The 15,479-nt window shown below is 57.2% G+C and carries 16 protein-coding genes and 1 tRNA gene; 12 read left to right on the top strand and 5 right to left on the bottom strand.

Features of this window, described 5'->3' with window-relative positions; translation table 11 throughout:
- Positions 1 to 261: 261 nt before the first annotated feature.
- The 3 genes from lysS to J3348_RS04895 all read right to left on the bottom strand — a co-directional run bounded on the left by lysS (position 262) and on the right by J3348_RS04895 (position 3,979).
- Entirely contained in the window at positions 262 to 1,773 is a 1,512-nt protein-coding gene (gene lysS / locus J3348_RS04905) for a lysine--tRNA ligase (protein WP_207698457.1), read from the bottom strand.
- Between the two features lie 25 nt (positions 1,774 to 1,798).
- Positions 1,799 to 2,284: a transcription elongation factor GreA gene (gene greA / locus J3348_RS04900; protein ID WP_005945007.1), complete on the bottom strand. Its 486-nt coding sequence runs from the start codon at positions 2,282 to 2,284 to the stop codon at positions 1,799 to 1,801.
- Positions 2,285 to 2,491: 207 nt separating this feature from the next.
- Positions 2,492 to 3,979: a leucine-rich repeat domain-containing protein gene (locus J3348_RS04895; RefSeq protein ID WP_207698456.1), complete on the bottom strand. Its 1,488-nt coding sequence runs from the start codon at positions 3,977 to 3,979 to the stop codon at positions 2,492 to 2,494.
- A gap of 138 nt (positions 3,980 to 4,117) precedes the next feature.
- On the opposite strand from J3348_RS04895, the gene J3348_RS04890 reads away from it, so the two are divergent.
- Positions 4,118 to 4,294 carry a hypothetical protein gene (locus tag J3348_RS04890; protein WP_207698455.1) on the top strand — a complete coding sequence of 59 codons (177 nt, stop codon included), beginning with the start codon at positions 4,118 to 4,120 and terminating at the stop codon, positions 4,292 to 4,294.
- A gap of 516 nt (positions 4,295 to 4,810) precedes the next feature.
- Here the strand turns inward: J3348_RS04890 and J3348_RS04885 are convergent.
- Entirely contained in the window at positions 4,811 to 6,895 is a 2,085-nt protein-coding gene (locus J3348_RS04885) for an elongation factor G (RefSeq protein WP_207698454.1), read from the bottom strand.
- Between the two features lie 243 nt (positions 6,896 to 7,138).
- Here J3348_RS04885 and J3348_RS04880 point away from each other — a divergent pair, with 243 nt between their 5' ends.
- Positions 7,139 to 7,618 (top strand): dCMP deaminase family protein, encoded by a 480-nt coding sequence (locus tag J3348_RS04880; protein WP_005944992.1) that lies wholly within the window; start codon positions 7,139 to 7,141, stop codon positions 7,616 to 7,618.
- Between the two features lie 392 nt (positions 7,619 to 8,010).
- Positions 8,011 to 9,009 (top strand): ornithine carbamoyltransferase, encoded by a 999-nt coding sequence (gene argF, locus J3348_RS04875; RefSeq protein ID WP_207698453.1) that lies wholly within the window; start codon positions 8,011 to 8,013, stop codon positions 9,007 to 9,009.
- Positions 9,010 to 9,065: 56 nt separating this feature from the next.
- On the opposite strand, the gene J3348_RS04870 is transcribed toward argF, so the two are convergent.
- Entirely contained in the window at positions 9,066 to 9,626 is a 561-nt protein-coding gene (locus J3348_RS04870) for a biotin transporter BioY (RefSeq protein WP_207698452.1), read from the bottom strand.
- 333 nt (positions 9,627 to 9,959) lie between these two features.
- Here J3348_RS04870 and J3348_RS04865 point away from each other — a divergent pair, with 333 nt between their 5' ends.
- The 9 genes from J3348_RS04865 to J3348_RS04825 all read left to right on the top strand — a co-directional run bounded on the left by J3348_RS04865 (position 9,960) and on the right by J3348_RS04825 (position 15,474).
- Complete coding sequence (locus J3348_RS04865) at positions 9,960 to 10,097, top strand: hypothetical protein (RefSeq protein WP_005944979.1); 138 nt, start codon at positions 9,960 to 9,962, stop codon at positions 10,095 to 10,097.
- A 125-nt stretch (positions 10,098 to 10,222) separates the two neighbouring features.
- Positions 10,223 to 10,798, top strand: coding sequence for a hypothetical protein (locus J3348_RS04860; protein ID WP_118526853.1), 576 nt, complete (start codon positions 10,223 to 10,225; stop codon positions 10,796 to 10,798).
- 122 nt (positions 10,799 to 10,920) lie between these two features.
- Positions 10,921 to 11,412: a sigma-70 family RNA polymerase sigma factor gene (locus tag J3348_RS04855; RefSeq protein ID WP_044954130.1), complete on the top strand. Its 492-nt coding sequence runs from the start codon at positions 10,921 to 10,923 to the stop codon at positions 11,410 to 11,412.
- Positions 11,399 to 12,538 (top strand): DUF4349 domain-containing protein, encoded by a 1,140-nt coding sequence (locus J3348_RS04850; RefSeq protein WP_005944969.1) that lies wholly within the window; start codon positions 11,399 to 11,401, stop codon positions 12,536 to 12,538. The genes J3348_RS04855 and J3348_RS04850 overlap by 14 nt, the downstream gene beginning before the upstream one ends.
- An 86-nt stretch (positions 12,539 to 12,624) precedes the next feature.
- Positions 12,625 to 12,701, top strand: a tRNA-Met gene (locus tag J3348_RS04845).
- Between the two features lie 169 nt (positions 12,702 to 12,870).
- On the top strand, positions 12,871 to 13,719 hold the full coding sequence (locus tag J3348_RS04840; protein WP_207698451.1) for a hypothetical protein: 849 nt from the start codon (positions 12,871 to 12,873) through the stop codon (positions 13,717 to 13,719).
- 65 nt (positions 13,720 to 13,784) lie between these two features.
- Positions 13,785 to 14,204 carry an EAL domain-containing protein gene (locus tag J3348_RS04835; protein WP_242702879.1) on the top strand — a complete coding sequence of 140 codons (420 nt, stop codon included), beginning with the start codon at positions 13,785 to 13,787 and terminating at the stop codon, positions 14,202 to 14,204.
- A gap of 120 nt (positions 14,205 to 14,324) precedes the next feature.
- Positions 14,325 to 15,269, top strand: a complete 945-nt coding sequence (locus J3348_RS04830; protein ID WP_207698450.1) for a GTP-binding protein — start codon at positions 14,325 to 14,327, stop codon at positions 15,267 to 15,269.
- 58 nt (positions 15,270 to 15,327) lie between these two features.
- The gene (locus J3348_RS04825) at positions 15,328 to 15,474 is read left to right on the top strand and encodes a hypothetical protein (protein WP_207698449.1); all 147 of its coding nucleotides are present in this window, start codon (positions 15,328 to 15,330) and stop codon (positions 15,472 to 15,474) included.
- Positions 15,475 to 15,479 lie beyond the last annotated feature (5 nt).

Below are 15,479 nucleotides of genomic sequence, written 5' to 3'. Positions count from 1 at the left end.
ATACTTGCATTATCAGGATATAGAAAAAGGACACTCCACTTTCGGCTTTTGCCGATGGTGAAATGTCCTCTTGACTGTTTTCTCGTTTACAGTTTTCTGCTGGATGTGGAACTGGCGAAAATCCGTCACGCTCCGTTTGGGATTTTTGCCTTCTCCGACAAGCCCCTAAGAAATCCGTCTGAACATTCAGGTTTTTGGTACATTCAGGGTCGGATTTTCAGTTCGTGCGGACTGTCGGAGACACAAGGATTACCACGTAGCTTAGTTAGATTCCGGGCGCATCGTGGGGAACAGCAGCACATCGCGGATGGAGGCGCTGTCGGTGAGCAGCATCACCAGACGGTCCACGCCGAAGCCCAGACCGCCCGTGGGGGGCAGGCCGTACTCCAGCGCGTTCACGTAGTCGTAGTCCACCTGTGCCTTGCAGTCGGGCTCGATGGCCTTGCGCTCGGCCACCTGACGCTCGAAGCGGCCCTTCTGGTCGATGGGGTCGTTCAGCTCGCTGAAGGCGTTGCCGTACTCGGTGCAGTCGATGAAATACTCAAAGCGCTCGGTGAAGGCGGGGTCGTCCGGCTTGCGCTTTGCCAGCGGGCTGATCTCTACGGGGTAGTCGTAGATGAAGGTGGGCTGGATGAGCTTGTCCTCCACGAAGGCATCAAAGAACTCGGCCAGAATGGAACCCTTGGTGGGCACCTCGGGCAGCTCCACGTGGTGCTCCTTGGCGGCGGCGATGGCATCCTCGTCGGACTTCCAGTCGTTGAAGTCCACGCCGGAGTACTTCTTCACGGCTTCCACCATGGTCAGGCGCTCCCAGTGGCCCATGTCGATCTGCTTGCCCTGATAGGGGATGACCATGCTGCCGCAGATCTTCTGGGCAAGGCGCTTGTACAGCTCCTCCACCAGATCCATCATGCCGTGGAAGTCGGTGAAGGCCTGATACAGCTCAATGCTGGTGAACTCCGGGTTGTGCTTGGGGTCCATGCCCTCGTTGCGGAAGATGCGGCCCACCTCGTACACGCGGTCCATGCCGCCCACGATCAGGCGCTTGAGGTACAGCTCGGTCTCGATGCGCAGCACCATGTCCATGTTCAGGCTGTTGTGATGGGTGTAGAAGGGGCGGGCAGAGGCACCGATCTCGAAGGGGGTCAGGATGGGGGTGTCTACCTCCAGAAAGCCTTTCTCGTCCAGATAGGAGCGGATCTCCTTCAGGATCTGGCTGCGCTTCACGAAGGTGTCCTTCACCTCGGGGTTTGCAATCAGGTCCACGTAGCGCTGACGGTAACGCATCTCGGTGTCGGTCAGGCCGTGGAACTTCTCGGGCAGGGGACGCAGGCTCTTAGCCAGCAGGGTCAGCTCGGTGGCGCGCACGCTCAGCTCGCCGGTCTTGGTGCGGAACACCTCGCCCTTCACGCCGATGATATCGCCCACGTCCAGCTTCTTGAAGGCGGCGTAAGGCTCTTCGCCCAGCTCATCGCGGCGGACGTACAGCTGAATGTCGCCCTTATCGTCCCGCAGGTGGGCAAAGCTTGCCTTGCCCATTACGCGCTTGGACATCATACGGCCAGCCAGCGCCACGGTCTTGCCGCTGTCGGTCTCGTTGGGCAGGTCGGCAAACTCGGCCTTCAGGTCGGCAGAGTAGGCATCCTGCGGGTACTTGGTCAGGGTGAAGGGGTCGTGGCCTGCAGCCTGCAGGTCGGCCAGCTTCTGGCGGCGCACCTGCACCTGCTCGCTCTCGGACAGGCCCTGCGCCGGGTTCTTCTTTTGTTCTTCCATGGTTTCTCCTATTCGTTTGGCCTGCTCAGCCTGCAGCGTGGGTAATGTTCAGCACGGTGTACTCCACGGTGTGGCCGGTGGGCAGCAGCACTTCGGCCTTGTCGCCCACAGCCTTGCCCAGCAGAGCGTGGCCCACGGGGCTTTCGTCGCTGATCTTGCCGTTCAGGGGGTCGGCTTCGGTGCGGCCCACAATGTCGTACTCCTCGTTCTCGTCCTCACCGGTCATGAGGATGGTGACGTGGGTGCCCACAGAGACATTGTCCACGCTCAGCTCGCTCTCATCAATGATGACGGCGTTCTTGATCATCTGCTCCAGTTCGGTGATGCGGTTCTCCACCAGACCCTGCGTATTCTTGGCCTCGTCGTACTCGCTGTTCTCGGAAAGGTCGCCGTGGCTGCGTGCTTCCTTGATCTCTTCGGCCAGCTCCTTGCGGCGCACCGTTTTGAGGTATTCCAGTTCCTCCTGCATTGCCTTCAGACCGGCAGCGGACATCTTGATCTCTTGTGCCATTTGAGAATCTCTCCTTGTCTCTATTTGTGCTGTGCAGCCGCAAAGCCGCACAAGAATGCCATTTTGACTACATTATTATAATAGCAGGCGGCTGCTTTGTCAACAAAAAAGGCGGCGGTAGGGCAGAAAAATGTGTCGGCTGGAGCAAATAACGGAACAGCCCGCTCTTCAAAAAAGGAGAACGGGCTGTTTTGATTCTATTGGGTGTTACTTGGTAGACGGTTTCATCTGCTGTGCCTTTTTCCACGCGCGAATGGCTTTTACGGTGGAGACCGGCACATGGGGGTCGAATTTGTCCGGATGCTCACTGCTGCGCAGCGTCATCAGTTCGTTTTCAATTGCCCACTGTGCAGCCTGCTGCGCATCGGTGTCGTCGGTGTCGATATCGGTATAAGCGGCTTCGGCAGCAGGAGCAGGCTGTCCGGCATCCTTCCAGAGCACTTCGGCCAGTTCGATGCGAGTTTCCGGGATGGCGGTACCCTTGGGCAGATGATGGATCAGCCACATCTCGGTGCCCAGCTGATGCAGCCCTCCCACCAGCAGTGCACCGCCAATGATCGTTACCGCAGTGCTGATGCCAGGGTCAACAGGGGAGTCATCGATGATGGGAATATCCATTGTTGAAGCTGTGACTGCTACGCGATTCTTAGGCATAGTAAAGGTGAAACTTTCTTTATTTTTGTAGTATTCTGAATTGCTTAAACCATCAATCTCCCAACTACCAAAAGAGAGACCACTGTCAGCGAAAGACTGCTGATCAAAAGTGATTTCAACTGTAGCACCGACGGGCACAATAGCTGTATCGCCAACTACAGGATCGCCATCTACTGTGAAAATGCCGCCGCTGACGACCAAAGGCTGTACCCAGTAATTCACGGTGAAGCCGTCCGCTTGAATTTTTTCCAAAACTGTGTTATCTACGCTGCCGCTTTTTAGTAGAGCGTTCCAAGAGTATTTGGTACCGTCATAATTGATAGTGTTGAACTTTGCGCAATCAATAAAAGCATCTTTTTTGATTTCAGTAACATCATCCGAGATGTTTAATGTGGTGAGATTTCCGCATTTATAAAAAGCATTTTCGCCGATGGAAGCGAATCCATTGGGAAGGGTAAAAGACTCCAGACTTATACAGTTGGCAAAGGTTGCATCAGGAAGCGCGCTTAGCTGCGAATTCTTTTCAAAGGTAACTTCTTTTAGTCCGGTACAGCGGTTGAACACATGTGAACCCATAGTAGTTACACTGCTTGGAATGGTGATTTCTGTTAAACTATAACAGTTCTGAAAAGCTTGATACCCGATTTTAGTAAGCCCATCGGGAAGATTGATGCCTTCGAGTTTGAAGCAAGAAAAGAAAGCGAAATCACCGATTTCCTTCAAACTATCGGGAAGTGTGATGGATGTGATTTCGCCGTTAAATCTTGTGTTGCGAAAAGCTTTATCCGCAATGGCTGTTACAGTGTAGGATTCTCCATTCAAGGAATTTGTTGCTTTTTCTGGAATAGTTACTTGGGTCAATAAGGTGGTTGCTTCGGGTCCTTTGACTTTGGCGGTTGTGTCACTTGTTATCTCGTATGTAAGACCGTTAAAGTTAAATGTATCGCCCGTCTCCGCCGCAAATGCAGAGACTGCCCCGACAGGCAGAAATGTCAGTGCCATGCTGAATGCCAGCAGCAGGCTGATAAGTCGCTTTTTCATATAAATTCCTCCTTGATACGACTTTTGCGGGTGGATCTTGTCTGCGCGGATCGTGGACAAAAAAGATTCACCAATCTTTATTCTACCCCCCCCAACAGAAATCAAGGATTTTAGACAAGATTGGAAGGATGCCTAAAAATGGCAGAGATTTTAGAGGATCTGAGAAAAATAACAACAAAAATCCCCGCCGACAGAGGGAAAGCGGAGCAGGGCATCATGGAGGCCAAGAGCGCAGACACCTTCAAGCCCGAAGGCTGGACACCGAAGTTCAACGTGATCGAAACCTGGAATAAGGCATTCCCCAAGGCAGCGTAAATTGTAAATTTTCTCGTATATCCTTGACTTTTGCGCCAAGGTGCATATACTAGAAGTAGGCAAAATGTTGGTTAAGATAATTGCCATCAGCTCACAAAAAACAACCCCCTCGGAGCGGCTACTCCGAGGGGGTTTGTGCTTACTTGCCCTTGCGATAGCTGTCAAGCCACTTGCACAGGCGGTCGGCTATCACCTGCGCTACGACAGCTACGATAATGTTGGTTAAAATTGGGGCCATGCAGCTCACCTCCTTCTGCTCCCAGAATGGAGAAGGGCAGCGCCACCAGTATAACACAGGTTTTGGCACAATACAACAAAAAAGCCCTCCCGGAGCTCCTACTCCGAGGGGGCTTTTTGCCCGCAAAAACCCCCGCTGACAGAGGGAAAGTGTCAACGGGGGTCGGGGTGATGTCGTATTTCGGTGAGAACTCCTTCAGCCAGAACCTGACGGTCCTGCCAGCTCCCTCGGTGAGGGGGCTGGCTGCGCAGCAGACTGGGGAAGTTGACGGTTGCCGTTTAATCGTCTGCGCTCTCGTCCAGATTGCCCAGCTTCTTGGCCTGCTCCACAACGGCAGGCACCAGCATCTCGGGCAGAACCTCGTAGCGGGCAAACTCGGTGGTGAACCAGCCGCGGCCCTGCGTGGTCTGCCGGATGAAGGTGGTAAAGTTTGCAAGCTCTGCCAGCGGCACTTCAGCGATGATGGTCTGCAAGCCGTCATCGTCCGGCTCCATGCCCAGCACGCGGCCGCGGCGCTTGGTCACATCGCCCATGATATCGCCGGTGTTGTCGTTTGGCACATGAGCCTTCAGGGTGTGGATGGGTTCCAGAATGACCGGGCCGGCCTCCGGCATAGCGGCCTTGTAAGCCAGCTTTGCGGCCATAATAAAGGCCATCTCGGAGCTGTCCACCGGGTGGTAGCTGCCGTCCAGCAGGGTGGCTTTCAGGCCCACCACGGGGTAGCCTGCCAGCACGCCCTTTTCGGCGGCAAGGCGCACGCCCTTTTCAACAGCCGGGAAGAAGTTCTTGGGCACGCTGCCGCCGAACACCTTCTCCTCAAACACGACCTGCTCGCTGTCGCAGGGCTCGAAGTTGATGATAACATCACCGAACTGGCCGTGACCGCCGGTCTGCTTCTTATGACGGCCCTGCTTCTGGCAGGCCTTGCGGATGGACTCGCGGTAGGCGATGCGGGGTGCTTCCAGCCCGATCTCCACGCCGAACTTGTTCTTGAGCTTGGCCTTCACCACGTCCAGATGCTGCTCGCCCAGACCGCCGATCACCTGCTGATGGGTCTCGGCGTTGTTCTCGTAGCTCAGGGTGGGGTCTTCTTCCATCAGGCGGGCCAGCGCGCTGCTGATCTTGCCCTCGTCGCCCTTCTTGGCCACAGTGACGGCCATGAACAGGCTGGGCTTGGGGAACACGGGGGCGGGCAGCTTGACCACGCGCTCAGCGTCGCACAGGGTGTCGCCGGTCTTGGCGCTCACCAGCTTTGCCACTGCGCCGATGTCACCGGCAATGATGCCGTCGGAGTCCACCTGCTTTTTGCCAATGACGGTGAGGGGCTTGGAGATCTTCTCCACATCGCCGGTGCGGGCGTTGGTGAGGGGTTCGCCTGCAGTCACCTTGCCGCTGACCACGCGCAGGTAGCTCAGCTTGCCCACGAACGGGTCGGCCACGGTCTTGAACACGTAGGCGGCGGTAGGCTCGTCAACGGTGCAGTGCAGTTCCACCGGCTCGCCGGCGGCATCCTCGGCCAGCGTGCTGGCTTCGTGCTCCGGGCTGGGCAGCAGCTTGTGCATGTTGAACAGCAGCATATCCAGCGCCTGCTGGTTCACGGCGCTGCCGCAGAACACGGGGGTGATCAGGCCGTCCTTGACGCCCTTGCGCATGCCTTCCACGATCTCTTCGGTGGTGAAGGCTTCGCCGCCGAAGAACTTTTCCATCAGCTCATCGTCGGTCTCGGCAATGGCTTCGCTCATGGCCTCAATCAGGCCCTGAAAACGGTGGCCGATGTCCGGCAGGTCCACCTGGATCTGCTTGCCGCCCTCGTACTTGAAGGCCTTCTGGCTGAACAGGTTGATGTACACGGGGGTGCCGTCGTCCAACTTGGCGGGCACCACGCAGGGGCAGACGGTGGAGCCGAACTTGATCTTCATATCCTCAAGGATCTTGAAGTAGTTGGCATTCTCCAGATCGCACTTGGAGACGAACACCATGGTAGCCTTGCCATTCTTGCGGGCCAGCTGGAACGCCTTTTCCGCACCCACAGTCACGCCGCTGCGGCCGGACACCACCACCAGCACGCTCTCGGCGGCACGGATGCCCTCGTACTCACCGGCCTCGAAGTCGAACAGGCCCGGCGCATCGATCAGGTTGTACTTGATGCCCTCGTACTCCACGGGGACGACCGATGCAGACAGGCTGGCCTTGCGCTTTGCTTCCTCGGGGTCAAAGTCCGAAACAGTAGTGCCGTCCTCAACACGGCCCATACGCTCGGCAGCGCCCGAAAAATAGACCAGCGCCTCGGTGAGCGTGGTCTTGCCGCTGCCGGCATGACCGGCAATCAGGATATTGCGGATGTTGTTGCTTGCGTATTTCATATCGGTTTTTCCCTCATTTCCGCCGCACGGAGCATTCTCTCCGCTTTTGTGGCATATTTTACAAAGATAATACCACACTCAAAATGATTTTTAAATATTTCGTTTGAAAATTCTGACGAATCAAGCGCCAAACTTCGGGGCAAGGTTTTGTGCAAGTTGCACGGCAGTGCCAAAGTTTATTGTAAAATCCACAGCGATACGCTATAATAAAAGGCAGAATAAAGGCACAAGGAGCATACCGAAATGAAACGTACCGATTACATCAACTGGGATGAATATTTCATGGGCATTGCGCTGCTCACGGCCATGCGCTCCAAGGACCCCAACAGTCAGGTGGGCGCGTGCATCGTCAGCTCGGAAAACAAAATTCTGTCCTTGGGCTACAACGGTATGCCCATTGGCTGCAGCGACGACGAGATGCCCTGGGAGCGGGAGGGCGCACCGCTGGACACCAAGTATATGTACGTGTGCCACGCCGAGCTGAACGCCATCCTCAACAGCGCCCACAATAACCTGAAAGGTGCGCGGGTGTACGTGACGCTGTTCCCCTGCAACGAGTGCACCAAGGCCATCATCCAGTCGGGCATTGCCGAGGTGGTGTACTACGGCGACAAGTACCACGACAGCGATTCCAGCGTGGCGGCGCGGTTCATGTTCAAAAAAGCCGGCGTGAAGCTGACTGCCTATCAGTCCACCGGACGGAAGGCCGAGCTGGAGCTGTAAAGTGTGAATTTTTTCATAGCATCTTGACTTTTGCGCCGGATTGCATATACTAAAGATAGAAAGTTGGTAAGGTTAGATCACCGGCTCACAAAAAGCGAACCCCCGCAGAGTTGCAGCTCCGCGGGGGTTCTTTGTGCTTACTTGCCCTTTCTGTGACTCTCAAGCCACTTGCACAGGTAGGTTGCAGCTACCTGCGCTGCGACAGCCACGATAAAGTTGGTAAAAATGTCGATCATCCGGCTCACCTCCCTTCTGTTGCCAAAATGGAGAAGGGCAGCACGATTAGTATAACATATCCGACAGGGTATTGCAATTTTTACAGGATATCATTATAATAGAGCTATATCTCGAATAAATATTCAACAATGCTTGCATAGAGAGGGAAATATACAATGAGTCTGAAGAACCGCAGCTTTTTGAAGCTATTGGACTACACCCCTGCCGAGATCGAAGAACTGCTGGACCTTGCCGCAGACCTGAAGGCAAAAAAGAAGGCCGGCATCCGCCACAATGACCAGCTGGCAGGCAAGAACATCGCCCTGATCTTTGAAAAGACCTCCACCCGCACCCGCTGCAGCTTCGAGGTCGCTGCCCACGATCTGGGCATGGAAGTGACCTACCTTGACCCGTCCGGCAGCCAGATCGGCAAGAAGGAGTCCATTGCCGACACTGCCCGTGTGCTGGGCCGCATGTTCGACGGCATCGAGTACCGCGGCTATGGCCAGCAGATCGTGGAAGACCTTGCCCACTACGCCGGTGTGCCGGTGTGGAACGGCCTGACCAACGAGTTCCATCCCACCCAGATCCTGGCCGACTTCCTCACCATCCGGGAGCACTTTGGTCACCTGAAGGGCATCAACTTCGTTTACTTCGGCGATGCCCGCTACAACATGGGCAACAGCCTGATGGTGGGCTGCGCCAAGATGGGCCTGAACTTCACCGCCTGTGCACCCAAGAAGTACCAGCCGGACGCTGCCCTCGTGGCCGAGTGCCAGAAGATCGCTGCCGAGACCGGTGCCACCCTCACCTTTGAGGAGGACCCCGCCAAGGCCGCCAAGGGTGCCGACGTGCTGTACACCGATGTGTGGGTGTCCATGGGTGAGCCGGTGGAGGTGTGGGCTGAGCGCATCAACGACCTTGCCGCCTACCAGATCAACCAGCAGCTGATGGAAATTGCAGGCCCGCACGCTGTGTTCATGCACTGCCTGCCCGCCTTCCACGACCACAAGACCACCGTGGGCAAGGAGATGGGCGAGCGCTTTGGCCGCGATGCCATGGAAGTGACCGATGAAGTGTTTGAAGGCCCCCAGAGCATCGTGTTTGACGAAGCCGAGAACCGAATGCACACCATCAAGGCCGTGATGGCTGCGACCCTTGGCTATGTAAAATAACGGATCACAAATAAAAAAGGGAGGCTGCGTTTGCAGTCTCCCTTTTGCTTTGCCTGTTAGGCTTCCTTCAGCTTCAGCACGCCAGCCTGTACCAGACGCTTGCGCAGCAGTGCACCCACGATGCAGCTCACCACGATCTTGGCGAGGTCCAGCACAATGAACGGGTACACGCACACCGAAAGCGCATAGCCCAGCTCGCACTGCATCTGGAACACGAACCATGCGGTGCCCAGTACGTAGCAGGCGGCATCGCCCAGCACAAGGCCGATGCCGGAGATCACCGGCTGGCCCTTGCTCTTTTCGATGAACAGACCGCCGATGAAGGCCAGCAGCAGGTAGCCCACCAGATAGCCGCCGGTGGGGCCTGCCAGCTTGGCAATGCCCGCGCCGTAGCCGGAGAACACCGGCACGCCCACAAGGCCGATGAGCAGGTACACCGCCACGCTCAGGGTGCCGAACTTGGGCCCCAGCAGCCATGCGGTCAGGCAGATGACAAAGTTTGACAGCGAAATGGGAATGGCCCCGATGGGCACGCTCAGCGGGCCAAGCACGCACAGCGCGGCGGCCATCAGCGCAGTGACAGCCATCTGATAGGTGGTCAGTTTTTTGTTTTTCATAGAATAGAATTCCCCTCTGTTAAAAATTTACAAGGCATCTGTGCTCGAGTATAGCGCAGCGGGAGACAGATGGTCAACAATAAAGTTTCGAGGGGGTTTACAATAAAAACTCCCGGCACACTGACCGGGGGACAAAACACATTGTGTCGAGTCGGGAAATGTGATATACTGTCAATAAGGCGCTGATTGCAAAGTTGGTGGTCATGCTTTCTGTCCCGTTATCGCTGATTCTTCTTATCTAGTTTTCTACTTAGGATGAAGCAGAGGTTCCGGGAGGAAACTTTTTTGCAAGTGCCCTGCCCGGAGCCTTGAAGGCGAAGGGAGGGATGTCGGATGACTCTTTTGGAGACTCTCGCATTGCTCACGTTCATTCTCACACTGTTGAGCCTGATCGTGGATGTGATCCGCCTGACCATTGAGGTCGTGGCAAAGTTTTCCCAGAAGAAAGACGATGATAACAAAAAAGATTGACCGCCCTGCTTCCAAACTGTGCGGTCAATCTTTTTGACAAGCGGGATGGAAAGCTGACCCTTGCAGTCAGCGCCCCTTCTGTATTTATTATACCGCATCAGCGTTATTTGTCAAGGAGGTTCCCTATGGGTGGAGGACACGTATCGCGCCCCGATTTCGGGATGCCGCAGCCGGACCCGGCCTACCCACTGACCGAGTTCTACCTGCTTTTGCAGCACGCACTGGACAAAGCGGGCCGCTTTGCGCTGCCTGCGCTGTATGCCCGCGTGCAGGCACCGGCCCGGCACATCTATCTGGACGAGGCGCGGGAATATTTGAGCCTTTCGCCTACCGGGCGGGAGGGGGATATCCGCCTGCTGGCCGAGGGCAGTCTGCAGCTGCTGTACAGCACCCTGCACGTCCAGCCGGACGGCACGCCTGCAGCCCTGCTGCTCACCGAGGAGTGCACCCGCGCCACGGTGGCGGTGCAGCTGCTGCCGCCCTTTGTGTGGGAGGACCCGCTGCCGCCGCTGCCGGACACCCCTGCGGCGCTGACGCTGCAGCTGACCATGCAGGATGTGATGCAGGCCGATACCGACCCGGCAGCGCTGGGCAGAAAGCTGGCTGGCACAGCGGCGAACAAGCGCTGGCTGCACCATCCGAAGGCCGAGACCTTCCTTGCAGAACGGGTGGCCCTGCTGCAGAGAGTATATAAAAGGTGATTTTCATAAATTTTTCCAGCAATGCAATCTTCGGGGGCGTTCAGCCGTGTATAGGGTGAATGTCCCCCGTGGAACACGAATTCCACCAGCCCTGTACAGGCGGTAAAGGAGAGCTTGAAACTATGGGACAGCTGACCAGAAACGAAGTATTTACGCTGGCAGTGCAGAAATACAGCGATGCTGTTTACCGCGCTGCCATACACAACAGCCGATGCACAGCCGATGCCGAGGACGTGGTGCAGGATGTCTACGAGAAGCTCCTGCATTATAATGGTACGTTTGAGAGTGAGGAGCACCTCAAGGCGTGGCTGCTGCGGGTGGCCATCAACCGCTGCCGGGACCTGACCCGCGCAGCCCATCAGAAGGACACCGAGCTGGACGAGAACCTGCCCGCGCCCGATGCGTTTGAGGACGGCAGTGTGCTGGACGCAGTGCGCGCCCTGCCGGAAAACTACCGCAATGCCATCTATCTGCATTACTACGAGGGGTACACGGCGGCGGAAATCGGCCGGATGATGGGCGCACCGTCCAACACGGTGCTGAGCTGGCTGCGGCGTGCCCGGGCGCAGTTACATACGATGCTGAAGGAGGAAATCGAAGATGAGGTGGTATGAGTACAAGATGGAGACGGACGACCTCTACGCCCCGGACGATCTGAAGGCAAAGCTGCTGGCCATGACCGACCAGCTGACCGAAGAAGAAAAGGCCCAGCCCATGATGAAAACCGACGCACCGGTACCGGCCCAGTCCGCCCCGGTGCAGCCGAAGAAGAAACTGATCCGCTTCCCCGCAAAGCGGGTGGGCGCACTGGCGGCCTGCCTTGCTGTGTGCGTGGTAGGCTATGGTGCTTTTGCCACCGGACAAATCGGCCTTGGCGCAAAGAGCAGCAGTCCGGCGGTCTATTATTCTGCGGACAGTACTGCGGCGGGGATGGCGGCAGGCGGCGCGGACCGCGCCGCTGTGGACAGCCCCATGGCAGCCGATTACAGTCTGAACACCATGGCGCTGGAAAGCGGCGCAGACAACGGCACCGCTGTTTATTCGGAGGACGATGCGGCAGCAGCGGCCCACAGCACCGACCACGCAAAGATCATCTACACCGCGAACCTCAGCCTGGAAAGCAAGGACTACGACGCAGCCCGCGCTGCGCTGGATGCTGCCCTTGCTGAAGCGGGCGGCTATCTGGAATCCAGCAGTGAATACTCGGATGCCGGTGACAGCCGCAGTGTCAGCCTGACCTACCGGGTGCCGCAGCAGAACTACGAGAACTTTCTTGCCGCCGTGGCCGAAGCAGGCAACGTGACCTACAAAAACCAGCAGGCCGACGACGTGACCGCCCAGTACATGGACGTGGAGACCCGGCTTGAGAATCTCAAGAACCAGCGAACCCGCCTGCAGCAGCTGCAGCAGCAGGCCGACAACCTCTCCGACCTGCTTGAGATCGAGTCCAGCCTGACGGATGTGCAGAGCCAGATCGAGAGCTGGCAGAGCCAGATGGACTGGTACAACGATCAGGTGGAAGAGTGCACCGTGTACGTGAGCCTGAGCGAGGTGAGCACCTACTCGCCGCCCAGCGAGGGCTTCGGCAGCCGCTTTGTCAGCGCCCTTTCCGCTGGCTGGCAGAACTTTGTGGGTGGCCTGCAGCAGGTCATCGTTGCCCTTGCCGGTGCATGGCCGGTGGTGGTGATCGCAGCCGCCGCCTGCGCAGGGTTCGTGGTTTGGAAAAAGAAGAAAAAATAAATCAAAAAAATACTTGACATCCGCCCGCCCTTGTGGTATTATACTTGAGCAGTCAGCGAGAACCGCTGAGAGCACAAAGTAAATATCGCGGGGTGGAGCAGTCTGGTAGCTCGTCGGGCTCATAACCCGAAGGTCGTTGGTTCAAATCCGGCCCCCGCAACCACCAAGCGTTCTGAGATCTCTCAGAACGCTTTTTTGTTGTCTGGATCCGATACGAAGAAGGGGCTGCTGCACATCGTTTTAGCCGAAAGTGCAGCAGCCCCTCTTACTGTATCAAAAATTTACACCCACTCGCCGTTGAAATGGTAGCTGCCCACAAGGCCCGCACCGATGTGAACAACGTTTCTTCCATGGGCCGTGATGGCTCCGGCATCCGCATGATGATGTGGGCAGGCGCTACCATGGAGGCAGGCCCCCGTGCAGGTCAGGCAGCCGACATCAACAGCCGTCCGTCCTTCCCCTTCGGCGGTATCTGGCCCATCTTTGGCAACGACGGCAAGCGCTTCTTCAATGAGACCATCACCCGCCACGGCTCCGTGGGCTATCTGGACATGATGCCCGAAGGCCAGAAGATGCCCTACATCACCCATGGCTTCCTGCGGGCGGACAGCCGCAACAGCATGGGCTTTATCCTGCTGTACGGCAAAAAGAACGTCTCCCGCTACGGCTTCCGTCACTCGGTGCTGGAGGCCACACGCCGCCCGGTGTGCCATGTCATCCTGCAGCGCTGCGCGGGCAGGGATATGCTGGACGATGCCGCTGCCGAGGCCCAGCTGGCCGAGGCGGATGAACTGTTGACGGCTGTGGGCTTTGTGCAGTATCTGCCGCGGCGCTGGGCAAAGCCTGGCTGCGAGGATAAATTCTGGCAGGGCGCTGCTGCCGGCATGGATGTGCTGGCCTTTGGCCTTTGCGCCTGCACAAAGCTGGACGGCATGGAGACCACCAACACCGGTGACCTGAGCGTTTATCTTGCACACAGTGCGGATTATGAGCAGATCACTGTGTCCACCGTCCCGGCAAAAAAAACGAATAACAGCAGCAAAGCACAGCTTTTCCCAGTCAATGGGAAGGGCTGTGCTTTTTATTCCGATGGGTGGAAAGTTCTTCCGCTTTCTTGTGATCGTGAAGGTTTTTGCCGGATTTTGGTTACGCACCCGGAAAAAGATGGTATGATAAACTAGGTATAATCGGGTGATATGGTAGCCGGAACGTCCTGCTGCGTGAGCGCCCTCAGGGGAGAAAATCGATGAAAAAATATCTCAAAGCGGTCGTGTCCGGGCTGTGCGCCGCGGCGCTGGCCCTTGGCTGCGTGGGCTGCGGCAGCAGCGCCCGCAAGGTGATGGCCTACGAAGCCCTGATGCGCTCCGATATGGAAGCGCTGCGCTCACCCGCTACCATCATGAAGCTGGCGCAGGAGCAGGGCGCACTGTATGAAATCGAGCGGCTGACCTTCTTCAAATCGCTGGAGACCTTCGCCCACCCGCGCAGCATGCAGATCATTGCCGAGGGCGTGGAGACCGCCGCCGAGCTGCGCAAGGTCATCGAGCTGGGCGCGGATGCGCTGCAGGGCTACTTCCTTGCAAAACCTGCCGCCGTACCGGCCAAAATGGCACCTGCCGCCCGCAAGGTCATTGCCGAGTACAGCTCTGCATCCGACAGCGGCTGAATACGAACATAAAAAGTCCCGCAGAAATGCGGGGCTTTTTGCATCTGCCACTGGCGTATTACAGTTTGCTGCGGTATACTGGAACCGGGCAAACAACAGCACAGGAGGTGCTTTTTTATTATGGTACAGGTAGACCTTATCACCGGCTTTCTGGGCGCAGGCAAAACCACCTTTCTGCGTCGGTATGTCCGGTATCTGGTGGCACAGGGCCACAATGTCTGCATTCTGGAAAACGACTTCGGCGCAGTGAACGTGGATGCCATGCTGGTGCAGGACCTTCTTGGCCCGAACTGCGACCTTGAGACCATCAGCGGCGGATGCGACTGCGACACCCACCAGCGCCGGATGCGCACCAAGCTCATTGCCATGGCCATGCGCGGGTTTGACCGGGTGGTGGTGGAACCCAGCGGCATCTTTGATGTGGACGAGTTTTTTGATGTGCTGCGGGACGACCCGCTGGACCGCTGGTATCACATCGGCAATGTGATCGCCATAGTGGATGCCATGCTGCCGGAAACGCTTTCGCCGCAGGCTGAGTACGTGCTGGCATCCGAGACAGCCAACGCGGGCCGGGTGCTGGTCAGCCGTACCCAGCTGGCCGGGCAGCAGCAGACCGCTGCCGCCGTGGCCCACCTGACCCGTGCGCTGGAGGGCTGCAAGTGCTCCCGCCGCTTTGCGCCGGAAGAGATCATCACCAAGGACTGGGCACGGCTTACCGATGCCGACCTTGCCGCCATTGCGGCCTGCGGCTGCAGGCAGGCCAGCTGCGAAAAGCTGCATTTTGATGAGCACGAAGCCTTCAGCTCTCTGTGCTTTCTGGAGCAGCACCTGACGCTGCAGCAGCTGAAGGCCGCTGCCGACCATCTGTTTGCGGATGCCGCCTGCGGCCATGTGCTGCGGGTGAAGGGCTTTGCACCGGACCCGCAGGGCACCACCGGTTGGCTGGAGCTGAACGCCACCGCTGCCGGCAGAACGCTGGAACCCATCCCGCAGGGGCAGGATGTGCTCATCGTCATTGGCGAAGGACTGGACAAAGCGGCCATTGAAGCCCGGCTCAAGGCCTGAATTTTCAACACAAAAACAACAGAATGGTGAAAAACAGAAGGAGAAAGAGAAGAAGGCCATGAACAAGACCCGGCAGGCTCCCTCAGCACGGCACATCATCGGCATGGTGGTGGGTGTTATCATCATCGCCTTTGGCCCCTTCATCCAGTTCTTCGATGGACATTTCTCCCAGAAGGCGCTGAAATATAAACAAGAAAAGGAATAACAAAA

The organism is Faecalibacterium sp. Marseille-Q4896 (assembly GCF_017377615.1).
In the GTDB taxonomy this organism is placed as follows: Bacteria; Bacillota; Clostridia; order Oscillospirales; family Ruminococcaceae; genus Faecalibacterium; species Faecalibacterium taiwanense.
The sequence above is the reverse complement of the archived record's forward strand: the minus strand, read 5'-3'. Positions and strand labels throughout refer to the sequence as shown.